The sequence below is a fragment of the Rhodococcus sp. 06-221-2 genome (assembly GCF_002258365.1).
Lineage (GTDB): Bacteria > Actinomycetota > Actinomycetes > Mycobacteriales > Mycobacteriaceae > Rhodococcoides > Rhodococcoides fascians.
The window spans coordinates 22,352-35,698 of sequence record NZ_NOYJ01000030.1 but is presented as its reverse complement, the minus strand read 5'-3'; the positions used below and the strand labels follow the sequence as shown (position 1 = coordinate 35,698).

16 protein-coding genes are annotated in these 13,347 nt (G+C 66.3%); 14 read left to right on the top strand and 2 right to left on the bottom strand.

Annotated features, from left to right (window positions below):
- Window positions 1-13: 13 nt before the first annotated feature.
- From CH281_RS16340 to hisI, 7 genes are all read left to right on the top strand, one after another.
- Window positions 14-1,120, top strand: coding sequence for an MFS transporter (locus CH281_RS16340; RefSeq protein WP_032386917.1), 1,107 nt, complete (start codon window positions 14-16; stop codon window positions 1,118-1,120).
- A gap of 9 nt (window positions 1,121-1,129) precedes the next feature.
- Window positions 1,130-1,759 (top strand): imidazole glycerol phosphate synthase subunit HisH, encoded by a 630-nt coding sequence (hisH, locus tag CH281_RS16335; RefSeq protein WP_032386916.1) that lies wholly within the window; start codon window positions 1,130-1,132, stop codon window positions 1,757-1,759.
- On the top strand, window positions 1,756-1,971 hold the full coding sequence (locus tag CH281_RS16330) for a hypothetical protein (RefSeq protein WP_027497289.1): 216 nt from the start codon (window positions 1,756-1,758) through the stop codon (window positions 1,969-1,971). Before hisH ends, CH281_RS16330 begins: the two co-directional genes overlap by 4 nt.
- Before the next feature lie 83 nt (window positions 1,972-2,054).
- Window positions 2,055-2,789 (top strand): bifunctional 1-(5-phosphoribosyl)-5-((5-phosphoribosylamino)methylideneamino)imidazole-4-carboxamide isomerase/phosphoribosylanthranilate isomerase PriA, encoded by a 735-nt coding sequence (priA, locus tag CH281_RS16325; RefSeq protein ID WP_032370327.1) that lies wholly within the window; start codon window positions 2,055-2,057, stop codon window positions 2,787-2,789.
- Window positions 2,790-2,795: 6 nt separating this feature from the next.
- Entirely contained in the window at window positions 2,796-3,626 is an 831-nt protein-coding gene (locus CH281_RS16320; RefSeq protein WP_032370328.1) for an inositol monophosphatase family protein, read from the top strand.
- On the top strand, window positions 3,623-4,396 hold the full coding sequence (gene hisF, locus CH281_RS16315) for an imidazole glycerol phosphate synthase subunit HisF (RefSeq protein WP_027497286.1): 774 nt from the start codon (window positions 3,623-3,625) through the stop codon (window positions 4,394-4,396). The genes CH281_RS16320 and hisF overlap by 4 nt, the downstream gene beginning before the upstream one ends.
- A 14-nt stretch (window positions 4,397-4,410) precedes the next feature.
- Window positions 4,411-4,764, top strand: a complete 354-nt coding sequence (gene hisI, locus CH281_RS16310) for a phosphoribosyl-AMP cyclohydrolase (protein WP_027497285.1) — start codon at window positions 4,411-4,413, stop codon at window positions 4,762-4,764.
- Here hisI and CH281_RS16305 read toward each other — a convergent pair.
- Window positions 4,755-5,261, bottom strand: coding sequence for a MarR family winged helix-turn-helix transcriptional regulator (locus CH281_RS16305; RefSeq protein ID WP_045841353.1), 507 nt, complete (start codon window positions 5,259-5,261; stop codon window positions 4,755-4,757). The genes hisI and CH281_RS16305 overlap by 10 nt on opposite strands.
- Window positions 5,262-5,349: 88 nt before the next feature.
- Window positions 5,350-5,811, bottom strand: coding sequence for a peroxiredoxin (locus tag CH281_RS16300; RefSeq protein WP_027497283.1), 462 nt, complete (start codon window positions 5,809-5,811; stop codon window positions 5,350-5,352).
- 104 nt (window positions 5,812-5,915) lie between these two features.
- Between CH281_RS16300 and CH281_RS16295 the strand changes: the two genes are divergently transcribed.
- From CH281_RS16295 to CH281_RS16265, 7 genes are all read left to right on the top strand, one after another.
- On the top strand, window positions 5,916-7,472 hold the full coding sequence (locus CH281_RS16295) for an anthranilate synthase component I (protein WP_228139413.1): 1,557 nt from the start codon (window positions 5,916-5,918) through the stop codon (window positions 7,470-7,472).
- Complete coding sequence (locus CH281_RS16290; RefSeq protein WP_027497281.1) at window positions 7,469-8,134, top strand: TIGR02234 family membrane protein; 666 nt, start codon at window positions 7,469-7,471, stop codon at window positions 8,132-8,134. The genes CH281_RS16295 and CH281_RS16290 overlap by 4 nt, the downstream gene beginning before the upstream one ends.
- A gap of 79 nt (window positions 8,135-8,213) precedes the next feature.
- Complete coding sequence (gene trpC, locus CH281_RS16285) at window positions 8,214-9,023, top strand: indole-3-glycerol phosphate synthase TrpC (protein ID WP_027497280.1); 810 nt, start codon at window positions 8,214-8,216, stop codon at window positions 9,021-9,023.
- A gap of 120 nt (window positions 9,024-9,143) precedes the next feature.
- Complete coding sequence (trpB, locus tag CH281_RS16280) at window positions 9,144-10,415, top strand: tryptophan synthase subunit beta (protein ID WP_045841352.1); 1,272 nt, start codon at window positions 9,144-9,146, stop codon at window positions 10,413-10,415.
- Window positions 10,412-11,215, top strand: coding sequence for a tryptophan synthase subunit alpha (trpA, locus tag CH281_RS16275; RefSeq protein WP_027497278.1), 804 nt, complete (start codon window positions 10,412-10,414; stop codon window positions 11,213-11,215). The genes trpB and trpA overlap by 4 nt, the downstream gene beginning before the upstream one ends.
- On the top strand, window positions 11,212-12,198 hold the full coding sequence (gene lgt / locus CH281_RS16270; protein WP_032368071.1) for a prolipoprotein diacylglyceryl transferase: 987 nt from the start codon (window positions 11,212-11,214) through the stop codon (window positions 12,196-12,198). The genes trpA and lgt overlap by 4 nt, the downstream gene beginning before the upstream one ends.
- Window positions 12,191-13,084: a TM2 domain-containing protein gene (locus tag CH281_RS16265; protein ID WP_052060548.1), complete on the top strand. Its 894-nt coding sequence runs from the start codon at window positions 12,191-12,193 to the stop codon at window positions 13,082-13,084. The genes lgt and CH281_RS16265 overlap by 8 nt, the downstream gene beginning before the upstream one ends.
- Window positions 13,085-13,347 lie beyond the last annotated feature (263 nt).

Below are 13,347 nucleotides of genomic sequence, written 5' to 3'. Positions count from 1 at the left end.
CCTCCCGGCCGCGATGGCCATGGGTGCGGCCGCGTTCGGCGGCTGGGGCCTGCTGCTCCCGGTGGTTCCGCTGGCGGTGTCGCAATCGGGTTCGTCCGACGCGGTGGCGGCAGCCAGCACCGCGATCTTCATGGCCACCACGGTCATCACCCAACTGTTCGTTCCCTCGATGCTGGTTCGCGTCGGCCATCGGCCCGTGCTCGCGGCCGGTTGCCTGCTTCTGGGTGTTCCCGCGTTGCTGTTCATCGTGTCGGTGCAGGCCGTACCGGCACTCGCCGTGTCGGCGCTACGGGGTACGGGTTTCGGAATGTTGACGGTCGCCGGGGCCGCCATCGTCGCCGAGTTGGCACCGACCCACTTGCTCGGCCGCGCGACGGGAGCACAGGGAATCGCGGTCGCGTTGTCGCAGATGGTGACGTTGCCGCTGGGCCTGGTGATCTTCGCGGCCAGTCCGACGGCGGTGTTCGTCCTGGGGGCTCTGGTTCCCGCTGCGGGCTTGATCGGGGTGGCTCTGTTGCCGCCGACCCGGCCTGCACCGCAACCGGCTCGGGTCGACCGGGTCCGCCTCGACGCCAGGCGATTCCTGGTGCCGTGCCTCGTCGTTGCGTCGGTGTCGGCGTCGTACGGCGGCATCACCAGTCTGCTGCCGATCGCCGAATCCGAGCGAGCCGCGATGATCGGTGTGGCCCTCGCCGTGGTCAGTGCCGCGATGTTGGTCGGTCGATATGCCGCCGGCTCGGTTGCCGATCGCATCGGAATCGGCCGGTCGGTGGTGCCTGCGCTCATCTCCGCGGCCCTGGGCGTCGGCCTGTTCGCCGTTGCCGCCGCGGGTGCCATGCCTGCCGCACTGTTCTTCGTTGCCGCGGTGTTGTTCGGAATCGGTTACGGCGCATGCCAGAACGACAGTCTGGTGATGGCCTTCGATGCGGCGGGGCCCGCTCGCTACAGCAGCGCCAGCGCCGTGTGGAACATCAGCTTCGATGCCGGTACCGGCGCAGGGGCGCTCGCCCTCGGTGTGGTCGCGACGAGTGTGGGCTACACCGCCGGGTTCACTGCAGGTGCAACCACCGTTGCCGTTGTCGCGGCGGTGGCACTGATCGCGCGTCCACGTCCCCGATAGACTCGTTCCATGACTTCTGTGGTGTTGCTCGACTACGGCTCGGGCAATCTGCACTCGGCGAAAAGGGCGTTGGCCCGCGTCGGTGCCGACGTGACGGTGACCTCCGACTTCGACGAAGCCCTGAATGCAGAAGCGCTGGTGGTTCCCGGGGTCGGTGCATTCGCCGCCTGTATGGAGGGTCTGACGGCCGTTCGAGGTGAGCGCATCATCGGGCGTCGTCTCGCGGGTGGCCGCCCGGTACTGGGAATCTGCGTCGGCATGCAGATCCTCTTCGATCGCGGTGTCGAGTTCGGCGTCGAGGCGGACGGGTGCGGCGAATGGCCGGGCACTGTCGAACGCCTGCAGGCGGACGTGCTCCCGCACATGGGTTGGAACACCGTCGAGGCTCCGGAGAACAGCGTGTTGTTCGACGGCATCGACCGCGAGACACGGTTCTATTTCGTCCATTCCTACGCCGCGCAGCAGTGGGAGCTCGAACCGAGCGAGACCATCGCCGCGCCGTTGCTCACGTGGGCCGATCACGGTGGCCGCTTCCTCGCTGCCGTGGAGAACGGCGCGCTCTCGGCCACACAGTTCCACCCGGAGAAGTCCGGCGACGCCGGTGCCGCGTTGCTCGAGAACTGGGTTCGATCGGTGTGAGCGAACGCGAGTTCTCGCTCGGCCGGTTGGCGTTTCGAGCGCTCGGGGCGGCAGTTGCGGTACTTGCCCTCGCGACCGTGTCGATTGCTGTGTGGCAGCCCACCGCCGGCGTTGCTCTGCTCATCGCGTTGGCCGGAGTTGTCGGGGCGATCACGGCCATGGGGGTCGTGTCCACGCGCATGACGCGCAAGGAACTCGGTCCCGACAGCTGACGGTCCGTCCCGGCGGCCTGCGGATCCGGGCAGTGCTGACCCGTTTTGAATTCGACGCGAGTCGGCCCGTAGCATAACCGCACGTGAGCCTGGTCTTATTGCCTGCTGTCGATGTCGCAGGCGGCGAAGCTGTCCGTCTCGTTCAAGGGGAAGCCGGTAGCGAAACGAAGTACGGTTCGCCCCGTGATGCCGCCCTGGCGTGGCAGAACGACGGTGCCGAGTGGGTCCATCTGGTGGATCTCGATGCCGCGTTCGGGCGCGGGTCCAACCGTGAACTGTTGGCCTCGGTGGTCGGTGAGCTCGATGTGAAGGTCGAGCTCTCGGGCGGAATTCGCGACGACGATTCCCTGCGCGCCGCCCTCGCAACCGGATGCGCACGCGTCAACCTGGGTACGGCGGCTCTGGAAGACCCCGAGTGGTGCGCTCGCGCGATCGGCGAATTCGGCGATCGTGTCGCGGTCGGCCTCGACGTGCTGATGGTGGACGGCGCGCCTCGTCTGCGTGGCCGCGGTTGGGTCAGCGACGGCGGTGGCCTGTGGGAGGTACTCGAGCGGCTCGAACGCGACGGCTGCTCGCGGTACGTCGTCACCGACGTCACCAAGGACGGCACCCTGACCGGCCCGAACCTCGAACTTCTCGCCGACGTGTGCGACAGGACCGACAAGCCGGTCATCGCGTCCGGCGGCGTGTCGACGATCGCCGACCTCGAAGCGATCGCCGGACTGGTCGACCGTGGCGTGGAGGGATCCATCGTCGGAAAAGCCTTGTACGCCGGGCGTTTCACACTGCCCGATGCCCTCTCGGCAGTGTCTCGGTAACGACGAATGACCCTTCCCGAGGAACCGAGTCGTCTGCTCGAGATCGCCGGTGGGTTGCTCGACGGCATCCATGATCGGTTCCTCGCGGGCGTCGGCGCACCGAGTGCCGTGCAGAAGGGCCCCGACGACTTCGCCACCGCGGTGGATCTCGAACTCGAGCGTCGTCTGGGCGCGGAACTGTACGACGCCACCGGAATCGCCGTTCACGGTGAAGAGTTCGGCGGTCCCGATCTGAACTCCGGTCTCGTATGGGTACTCGACCCGATCGACGGCACATTCAACTACTCGTCCGGATTGCCCTCTGCCGGAACGTTGTTGGCGTTGCTCGATGACGGGGTGCCGGTCCTCGGGCTCACGTGGCTACCACTGGTGAATCAGCGATTCTCTGCCGTGGCGGACGGCCCGTTGCTTCTGAACGGGGCCCCGCTACCCGCACTGCAACCGAAGTCGTTGCGCGAGTCGATGATCGGGTTCGGTGCGTTCAACGTTGCCAGCCGTGGATCCATCCCCGGCCGCTTCCGGTTTCGCATTCTCGAAGAGTTGTCGATGCACTCCTCGCGGCTGCGCATGCACGGTGCCACCGGAGTCGATCTGGCGTACACCGCCAGCGGCGTACTGGGCGGCGCGGTGGTCTTCGGATACCGCGCCTGGGACAACGCTGCCGGGGCCCTGCTGGTTCGTGCTGCGGGCGGAATCGTCACCGATCTCGCAGGCCGACCGTGGACCATCGATTCGAAGTCGGTGCTCGCGGCCGGCCCCGGAGTACACGGCGAACTGCTGAAGGTGATCACCGAACTCGGTGCACCCGGCGACTATTTGGAAGGACCGGTGCGATGAGCGTTGCGGTCAGAGTGATCCCGTGCCTCGACGTCGATGCCGGACGTGTCGTCAAGGGCGTCAACTTCGAAAACCTCCGCGACGCAGGTGATCCCGTCGAGCTCGCGGCAGCGTACGACGCACAGGGAGCCGACGAACTGACGTTCCTCGACGTCACGGCGTCCACATCCGATCGAGGAACCATGCTCGACGTCGTCAGCCGCACCGCCGAGCAGGTGTTCATTCCCCTGACCGTCGGTGGGGGAGTACGCACTGTCGCCGACGTCGACCTACTGCTGCGGGCCGGTGCCGACAAGGTCAGCGTCAACACCGCAGCCATCGCTCGGCCGGAGTTGCTGCGCGAGCTCAGTGAGCGATTCGGGTCCCAGTGCATCGTCCTGTCGGTGGATGCACGCACCGTCCCGCAGGGACAGCAGGACACCCCGTCGGGCTGGGAAGTCACCACCCACGGCGGCAAGCGTGGAACCGGTATCGACGCCGTCGAATGGGCAGTACGCGGTGCCGAACTGGGAGTCGGTGAGATCCTTCTCAATTCGATGGATGCCGACGGCACGAAGGCCGGATTCGACCTGCCGATGATCGCGGCGGTCCGGTCCGCCGTGCACGTTCCCGTCATCGCCAGCGGAGGAGCAGGGCGCGTCGAACATTTCGCGCCCGCCGTCCACGCCGGAGCCGACGCCGTCCTCGCCGCAAGCGTGTTCCACTTCGGGGACCTCACCATCGGCCAGGTCAAAGAATCGATGCGCGCCGAGCGCATCGTCGTCCGCTAGCGAAGAGGTTTTCGATGACTCTCGACCCGACGCTGTCCGCCCGGCTCAAGCGAAACGAAGCCGGACTGTTCAGTGCTGTGGTGCAGGAGCGCTCGACCGGCCAGGTACTGATGGTTGCCTGGATGGACGACGAAGCGTTGTCGCGCACGCTCGCGACGCGCAAGGGCACCTACTACTCCAGGTCCAGGCAGCAGTACTGGGTCAAAGGCGAGACCTCGGGGCACACGCAGTACGTGCACGAGGTCCGGCTCGATTGTGACGGGGACACAGTGCTGTTGGTCGTCGACCAGATCGGCGCGGCATGCCACACCGGCACCCACACCTGCTTCGACTCCGACGTGCTGTTGGGGCCCGCGGCTCAGGCGTGACCGGTTCCTGCGGCAATTCCCTTGTCCAGCTGAGTGAGTAGCGTCGTGCTCAGAGTCGACAGTCGACCCACCTCCGCGTCGGACAGTCCGTCGAATATCAGAGCCTGCACTGTTTCGACGTGTCCTGGCGCCGATGCCACGACCTTCTCCATGCCGGCGTCGGTCAGCACCGCATAGGAACCGCGGCTCCCCGGGATACTTTCGCGGCGAACCCATCCCGCCTTCTCGAGCTTGGTGACCACGTGCGACAGACGTGAAAGCGACGCGTTGGCGTACTCCGCGAGATCGCGCAGTTGAATTCGTCGCTGTGGGTTCTCGCTGACGACCGCGAGGACGAAGTAATCGAAGTGGGTCAACTGCGAATCGCGTTGCAGCTGGGCGTCCAATGCTGCGGGCAGTCGGGTGACCAGGGCGACGAGCGCGCGCCACGCCTCTTGCTGGCTCTCGGTGAGCCAGCGGGGATCCACCGCATCATTCGGTGTCGCCGACGTGTCCATCGCGGGTACCTCTCGATCGAGACAGTTGTGTTCTGCACATGATGCCTCGAGCATCCCCGGGCCCGAGGCATCGCGTCGAACAATCGGCCTAGCTGCGGTGCGCGCGCAGGTATTCCAGCGCCTTGTCCGCGTGGGCCTCGAATCGCAGCTCACTGGAGAAACTCTCGAGGACCTTGCGGTCGGTACCGATGACGAACGTCGCGCGCTTGACCGGGGAGAGCTTGGCGAGCAGGCCGCGCTTGACCCCGAATGCGGTCGCGACGGCACCGTCCTCGTCGGAGAGCAACGGATAGTCGAACGATTTGGCGGCGGCGAACTCGGCCTGCTTGGCGACCGCGTCGGCGCTGATGCCGACCCGGGTGGCACCCACCTCGGCGAATTCGCCTGCGAGATCGCGGAAATGGCAGGCTTCGGCGGTGCATCCGGGGGTGAATGCAGCCGGGTAGAAGAACAGCACTATCGGACCGTCGGTAAGCAATTCGGTCAGCGTTCGCAGCTTTCCGGTCTGGTCCGGCAGGGAAAAATCGGGAACGAGCTCGCCTGGTTTCATGGTCGGCAGGTTACCGCGCGCGAGGGTGTCGCCGCCGAACCTGGGAGGATGGGGTCATGCACGGCGAGACGACTCCCCACACGAGCCCCACCGAGACCGCATCCATGGACGCCGCACCCATCGACGCCCAACCCACCGATGCCGCGGACTCGACCACGTCCCGGGAGGTGTTCCGCCAGCTCGCCGCCGAGCATCGAGTGGTGCCGGTGACGCGAAAGGTGCTCGCCGACTCCGAAACTCCGTTGTCGGCGTACCGCAAGCTTGCCGCCGACCGACCCGGAACGTTCTTGCTCGAATCCGCGGAGAACGGGCGGTCGTGGTCGAGATGGTCGTTCATCGGTGCGGGTGCGCCTGCGGCGCTGACGGTGGTCGACGGCGAGGCGGCGTGGCGCGGCAACGTGCCCGCAGGTGTCCCGAGCGGCGGTGACCCCCTCGACGTGTTGGCTCGAACCTTGGAGCTACTCCATTCCGAGCGCGTGCCGGGCCTGCCGCCGTTGACCGGCGGAATGGTCGGATATCTCGGATACGACTCGGTGCGGCGCATCGAGAAGCTGCCCGAACATGCGCAGGACGACCTCGGCATCCCCGAGATGGTCATGTTGCTGGCCACCGATCTGGCGGCCGTGGACCATCACGAAGGATCGATCACCCTGATCGCGAACGCGGTCAACTGGAACGGCACCGACGAGCACGTCGACCGGGCCTACGACGACGCGGTGAGTCGCCTGGACCGGATGTGCGCGGATCTGTCCGAGCCTGCTGCGTCGACGGTGTCGGTCTTCTCCAAGTCCGCGCCCCGTTTCCGCAGGCAGCGGACATCGGAGGGATTCGGTGCCGATGTCGAGCGGCTGGTCGAGGAGATCGAGGCCGGTGAAGCGTTTCAGGTGGTGCTCTCGCAGCGCTTCGAGATGGACACCGAGGCGTCTCCTCTCGACGTCTATCGCATGCTGCGGGCCTCGAATCCCAGCCCGTACATGTATCTGATGCACGTGCCGGGGGAGAACGACGAGACGGCGTTCTCGATCGTCGGATCCAGCCCCGAAGCTCTCGTGACGGTGAAGGACGGTCTCGCGACCACGCACCCGATCGCCGGTACGCGCTGGCGCGGTGCCTCCGAGGAGGACGACGTGCTGCTCGAGAAGGATCTGCTGGCCGACGAGAAGGAGAACGCGGAGCATCTGATGCTCGTCGATCTCGGTCGCAACGATCTCGGCCGAGTGTGTGCTCCCGGGACGGTGCGCGTGGGCGACTACCGCCATATCGAGCGCTACAGCCACGTCATGCACCTGGTGTCGACGGTGACGGGACGTCTCGCCGAGGGAAAGCGGGCTCTGGACGCAGTCAAGGCGTGCTTCCCCGCGGGCACGCTGTCGGGTGCACCCAAGGTGCGGGCGATGGAACTGATCGACGAGCTCGAGCCGACGCGGCGTGGCATCTACGGCGGCATCGTCGGCTATCTCGACTTCGCCGGGGACGCCGATACCGCAATCTCGATTCGCACCGCGCTCATCAAGGACGGCACGGCGTACGTGCAGGCCGGTGCCGGAGTCGTGGCCGACTCGGTAGCGGAGTACGAGGACGACGAAGCGAGGAACAAGGCCATGGCCGTGCTGAGTGCCGTCGCAGCAGCCGAAACGCTGCGTGAGGTCGGTGGCCGATGACCGAACGCTCCGGCGGCCGCGGATCGGCCGTTCTACCTGTCGTGCTGCTCGTGGTTGCGGCCGCATGCCTGTGGGGTGCGTCCAGAATGACGTGGGTGAGCGTGACGTCCTCCGACGGTCTCGGCGAGAGCCGGACCGACGATCTCGTCGGCAGTACCTGGGCCGCCGCGACGACTCCTCTCGCCTTGGTGCTTGTCGCTGCTGTGGCGGCCTCGTTCGCGGTGCGCGGGTGGGCATCTCGGGTTCTGGCATTGCTCATCGCGGTGGTTGCGATCGCTGCGGCGATTCCGGCCGTTCGGCTACTCGCCGCGGGGGCTTCGGACTCGGAGGCGGCTGCGCTCGCCGAGCTCCCGGCTCGTGCCGAGGTGACGATGACGACGGCATCGACACTGCCCGCGCTGATCACGCTCGCAGGGGCCCTGTGTGCGTTCGCGGCGGCTGCCCTGTCGATTCGGAAATCTTTTGGCCCACAGGTACTCTCGTCCAAGTACGCAGCTCCGGCTGTGCGGCGCGACGAAGTGGCTCGCCGGGCCGCTGGAACCACGTCCGCCGTGGGTGCACAGGACGAGGGTGAAGACCTGACCGAGCGCATGATGTGGGACGCGCTCGATGCCGGTGAAGACCCTACCGACGAGTCCGGTACCCGGCGTTCGTCGGATTGATTCGGCCCTCTACGCTAGGTTCCGACCTCGATGAGATTCCTCACATCGAATGTCGACGCTCAGAAAGGACTGGGGCACCATGACTGTTCTCGACTCGATTCTCGACGGTGTACGAGCCGACGTCGCCGCGCGCGAATCGGTGATCGATTTCGCTGCGGTGAAGGCAGCAGCGAAGCTGGCCCCGGCACCTCTCGACGCGGCGGCTGCCCTCCGCGAGGACGGCATCGGCGTCATTGCCGAGGTCAAGCGTGCGAGCCCGTCCAAGGGCGCGTTGGCCGACATCGGTGATCCTGCGGTGCTCGCGCGTGCCTACGAGCAGGGTGGCGCCCGCGTCATCAGCGTGTTGACCGAAGAGCGTCGATTCCGGGGATCGCTCGCCGATCTCGACGCGGTGCGAGCCGCAGTCTCGATCCCTGTGCTGCGCAAGGATTTCATCGTCGGTCCGTACCAGATCCACGAGGCCCGAGCCCACGGCGCGGACGTCATCCTGCTGATCGTCGCGGCCCTGGAGCAGGACGCACTCACGTCTCTTCTCGATCGCACGGAGTCACTCGGCATGACGGCACTCGTCGAGGTCCACACCGAGGCCGAGGCCGATCGCGCACTCGAGGCGGGTGCCAGCGTCATCGGTATCAACGCCCGCAACCTCAAGACCCTCGAGATCGATCGCGACAGTTTCGGCCGTATCGCGCCCGGTCTGCCCAGTGAGATCATTCGCGTTGCCGAGTCGGGAGTGCGGGGCACCGCCGACCTTCTCGCGTACGCCGGAGCCGGCGCCGACGCAGTGTTGGTCGGAGAAGGTCTGGTCACCGCGGGCGATCCGCGCACTGCGGTCTCGGACCTGGTGACGGCGGGCACGCACCCGTCGTGCCCGAAACCCGCACGCTGAACCGGCACCCCACCCGAACGCGGCGACGGTCCGCCGTTGGGGCACACTGGAGCGGTGAGCACCAGCCAAACTTCTTCCGCCGCGGACGCCCCTCAGGTAGTCCGCTTCAAGGGCGCTGATCTGCCGCAGAGCAGCATCGGCCTCACCGATCGCAGCGCGCACGAGCCCGATGTGGGCGGTCACTTCGGCGTGTACGGGGGCAGGTTCGTGCCCGAGGCGTTGATGGGTGTGATCGAGGAAGTCACCGCCGAGTACGAGAAAGTGCGCAGCGACAACGAGTTCCTCGGTGAGCTGGATCGGCTGCAGCGCGATTACACCGGTCGCCCATCTCCGGTGTTCGAGGCGACCCGGTTGTCCGAGCACGCCGGTGGCGCTCGGATCCTGCTCAAGCGAGAAGACCTGAATCACACCGGTTCTCACAAGATCAACAACGTGCTCGGGCAAGTTCTGCTCGCGAAGCGAATGGGCAAGACTCGTGTCATCGCAGAGACCGGTGCCGGTCAGCACGGCGTCGCGACCGCCACAGCCTGTGCCCTGATGGGTCTCGACTGCGTCGTCTACATGGGTGAGGTCGACACCGAGCGCCAGGCCCTCAACGTCGCCCGGATGCGTTTGCTCGGGTCGGAAGTCGTCGCAGTGAAGTCCGGTTCGCGCACTCTCAAGGATGCGATCAACGAGGCACTGCGAGACTGGGTCACCCACGCCGACAACACTTATTACTGCTTCGGAACCGTCGCGGGGCCGCATCCGTTCCCGGTGATGGTCCGCGATTTCCAGCGCATCATCGGCCTCGAAGCGCGGCAGCAGGTCCTCGCGTCCACCGGCCGCCTGCCCGATGCCATCGCGGCCTGCGTCGGCGGCGGGTCCAACGCCATCGGAATCTTCCACGCGTTCATCGACGACGCCGATGTCCGTCTCGTCGGGTTCGAGGCTGCCGGCGACGGAGTCGAGACCGGTCGTCACGCGGCGACCATCAGCGGTGGTACGCCTGGAGCCCTGCACGGTGCCTACTCGTACCTGCTGCAGAACGAGGACGGCCAGACCGTCGAATCCCATTCCATCTCAGCAGGATTGGACTATCCCGGGGTCGGACCCGAGCATTCGTACCTGCACGACATCGGGCGCGCCGAGTACCGCGGCGTGACGGACACCGAGGCGATGAACGCCTTCAAGCTGCTGTGCCGCACCGAGGGCATCATCCCGGCCATCGAATCGTCGCACGCCATCGCCGGCGCACTCACCCTCGGCAAGGAACTGGGTGAAGGTGCCATCATCCTGGTCAACCTGTCCGGTCGCGGCGACAAGGACGTCGACACCGCAGCCGAGTGGTTCGGCCTGATCGACGGAGACGGCGAAGCGAACGTGGACGACGAAGCAGGTATCAAGCCATGAGCAACAACGACTCTCGCCTCTCCGGGACGTTCGCCCAGTGCCGTGCCGAAGGGCGCGCTGCACTCGTCGGATACCTGCCCGCCGGCTTTCCGACCGTCCCCCGGTCGATCGAGGTCTTCAAGACCATGGTCGATGCCGGGTGCGACATCGTCGAGGTCGGCATCCCGTACTCCGATCCGGTGATGGACGGCCCCACGATCCAAGCTGCTGCAGACGTGGCGCTGCGAGCCGGAGCCCGGGTCAAGGACGTCTTCGCCGTCACCGAGCAGGTCGCAGCCGCGGGTGGCAAAGCGGTCGTCATGACCTACTGGAATCTGGTGCTCAAATACGGCATCGAGAATTTCGCCCGGAGCCTCGCCGATGCGGGTGGACTCGGAATCATCACTCCCGACCTGATCCCCGACGAGGCTCAGGAATGGATCGAGGTCTCGGATCGGTACGGACTCGACCGAATCTTCCTCGTCGCACCGTCGACGACGGAGGAGCGACTCGTCAGCACCGTCGAAGCCAGCAGCGGCTTCGTCTACGCCGCCTCGACGATGGGCGTGACCGGTGCCCGCGACGCGGTGTCCTCGATGGCACCGGCGTTGGCGGCGCGTATCCGCGAGCATTCCGACATTCCGATCGGCGTCGGTCTCGGCGTTCGGTCGGGCGCACAGGCTGCCGAGATCGCGAAGTATGCCGATGCGGTCATCGTCGGCTCGGCTTTGGTGACCGCTGTCGACAACGGTCTCGACGCGGTTCGTGACCTGACGACCGAACTCGCCGAGGGTGTCCGCTCCGCTAACGTAGCGTCGTGACTTCGACCGCCTTCCTGGCCTACATTCCCAGTCCCGCGCAGGGGGTGTGGCACGTCGGACCGCTCGCGCTCCGTGCCTACGCCCTGTTCATCATCATCGGCATCGTGGTGGCCGTGGTGTGGGGAGATCGCCGGTGGGTCGCTCGCGGCGGAACCAAGGGCACGGTCCTCGACGTCGCCGTGTGGGCCGTACCTTTCGGGCTTCTCGGTGGCCGGCTGTACCACGTGGCCACCGACTGGAAGACGTACTTCGGTGCCGGCGGTCGGCCGATCGAGGCGCTCTACGTGTGGAATGGCGGCCTCGGAATCTGGGGCGCGGTGTTCCTCGGCGGAGTCGGCGCCTGGATCGCGTGTCGTCGACGCGGCATCCCACTCCCGGCATTCGGTGACGCGGTAGGCCCGCCGATCCTGCTGGCCCAGGCAATCGGCCGCATCGGCAACTACTTCAACCAGGAGCTCTACGGTCGCGAAACCACGCAACCGTGGGGTCTCGAGATCTACGAGCGACTCGATGCGAACGGCCGGCTCGATCCGCTGAACGGCGTGTCCACCGGAATGGTCGAGAAGGTCGTCCACCCGACGTTTCTCTACGAACTGCTGTGGAGCGTCCTGATCGTCGTCCTCCTGGTACTCGTCGACCGGAAGTACACGATCGGCCACGGTCGACTGTTCGCGCTCTACGTGGCCGGATACTGCGTCGGTCGGTTCTGGGTGGAACTCATGCGAGACGACTTCGCGACGAAGATCGCCGGCATTCGCGTGAACTCGTTCACCTCGGCGATCATCTTCGTGCTCGCGGTCGCGTATTTCGTTCTCGCCACCAAGGGTCGCGAAGACCCGGCGGCATTGAAGTCGAACGACGACGACGGTCGCGACAGCGAAGACAAGACGGGTGGCGAGTCCGCCGACGGCGATACGCAGGAAGGCACGGGCGAGACATCGTCCGAGAAGAAAGCCGAGGAAGAAGGCAGTACCCGTGGTTGATTTCGAGAAGAGGGCACACCCCGACCCTGCTGATTCGGGCGGCGGCACCGACAAGTCGGCCGGCTCTTTCGGTACACCGTTCGACTACGACGCAACGGCCGAGGCGTCGCTCTCCGAGCCGCCCGCGACATCCGAGTCTGCACCCTCGCACGGTCCCGCCGGTTCTACCGGACCGGGCTGGGACACCTATTCGGGTATCGGCAACGGGCCCGGCTGGTCCAGTACTCCTAGCTATCCGGCCCCCAGCCCGGACGGAAGTATCGACAATTCGATCGGTGGCCTTCCGCCGTCCGCCGGTTACCCGACACCGGGATCCGAGTACCAGGGATACGGTCAGCCGGGATACGGCCAACAGTCGCCCTACGGTCCACCACAGGGGTACGGCCAGACCGGGGGATACGGCCAACAGGGGTATGGCCAGCAGGGGTACGGCCAGCACTCGGGCTACGGCCAGCAGTCGGGCTACGGCCAGCAAGGGTACGGCCAGCAGGGTTACGGCCAGCAGGGGTATGGCCAGCAGGGGTATGGCCAGCAGGCCTATGGCCAAGCACAGGGCTTTTCGGCCGGGCCCGGTTTCGGTGTCGGACCCGACGCGCCGTACGGGCGGGATCCGGTCACCGGTGAACCGTTGTCGGACAAATCGAAGATCGTCGGTGGACTACTTCAGCTGTTCCTCGGCTGGCTCGGCGTGGGTCGTTTCTACATCGGTAGCACCGGAATCGGCGTCGCGCAGTTGCTGCTGTTCTTCTTCGGCGTGCTGCTGACCGTGGTGTTCGGTCTCGGCTTGATTCTGTTGTTCGGACTGTTCGTGTGGCATGTCGTGGACGCCGTGCTGATTCTCGTCGGCAATGTTCCCGACAGTCGCGGGCTCAAGCTGCGAGACTGATCGATCTACCCGTAGCGCGTCGTCGAGGGAGTTCGTTGTGAGTGATTCAGGTACATCGTCATCGGACGGATCGACACCGGGCGGATCGGCGGGAGACGGCTCGGGTTCGGAGCCCACCATCTCGTTCGAGAAGAACGCGGCACCGGGTCCGGTGTACGGCGCACCCGACCCCAGCTACGGTCCGCCGAATTGGGGCAGTGATCCGTACGGCGCGTCCGGAGGTGACGACCGTAGCTCCGGTGCACCGGACGGTCCACCGCCCG

Coding starts and splice junctions, on each gene's coding strand:
- CH281_RS16300 (WP_027497283.1), bottom strand. CDS start 5,811: ATGAAACCAGGCGAGCTCGTTCCCGATTTTTCCCTGCCGGACCAGACC.
- CH281_RS16340 (WP_032386917.1), top strand. CDS start 14: ATGGCCATGGGTGCGGCCGCGTTCGGCGGCTGGGGCCTGCTGCTCCCG.
- hisF (WP_027497286.1), top strand. CDS start 3,623: ATGAGCGTTGCGGTCAGAGTGATCCCGTGCCTCGACGTCGATGCCGGA.
- trpC (WP_027497280.1), top strand. CDS start 8,214: ATGACTGTTCTCGACTCGATTCTCGACGGTGTACGAGCCGACGTCGCC.
- CH281_RS16305 (WP_045841353.1), bottom strand. CDS start 5,261: ATGGACACGTCGGCGACACCGAATGATGCGGTGGATCCCCGCTGGCTC.
- CH281_RS16320 (WP_032370328.1), top strand. CDS start 2,796: ATGACCCTTCCCGAGGAACCGAGTCGTCTGCTCGAGATCGCCGGTGGG.
- hisI (WP_027497285.1), top strand. CDS start 4,411: ATGACTCTCGACCCGACGCTGTCCGCCCGGCTCAAGCGAAACGAAGCC.
- trpA (WP_027497278.1), top strand. CDS start 10,412: ATGAGCAACAACGACTCTCGCCTCTCCGGGACGTTCGCCCAGTGCCGT.
- hisH (WP_032386916.1), top strand. CDS start 1,130: ATGACTTCTGTGGTGTTGCTCGACTACGGCTCGGGCAATCTGCACTCG.
- CH281_RS16295 (WP_228139413.1), top strand. CDS start 5,916: ATGGACGCCGCACCCATCGACGCCCAACCCACCGATGCCGCGGACTCG.
- CH281_RS16290 (WP_027497281.1), top strand. CDS start 7,469: ATGACCGAACGCTCCGGCGGCCGCGGATCGGCCGTTCTACCTGTCGTG.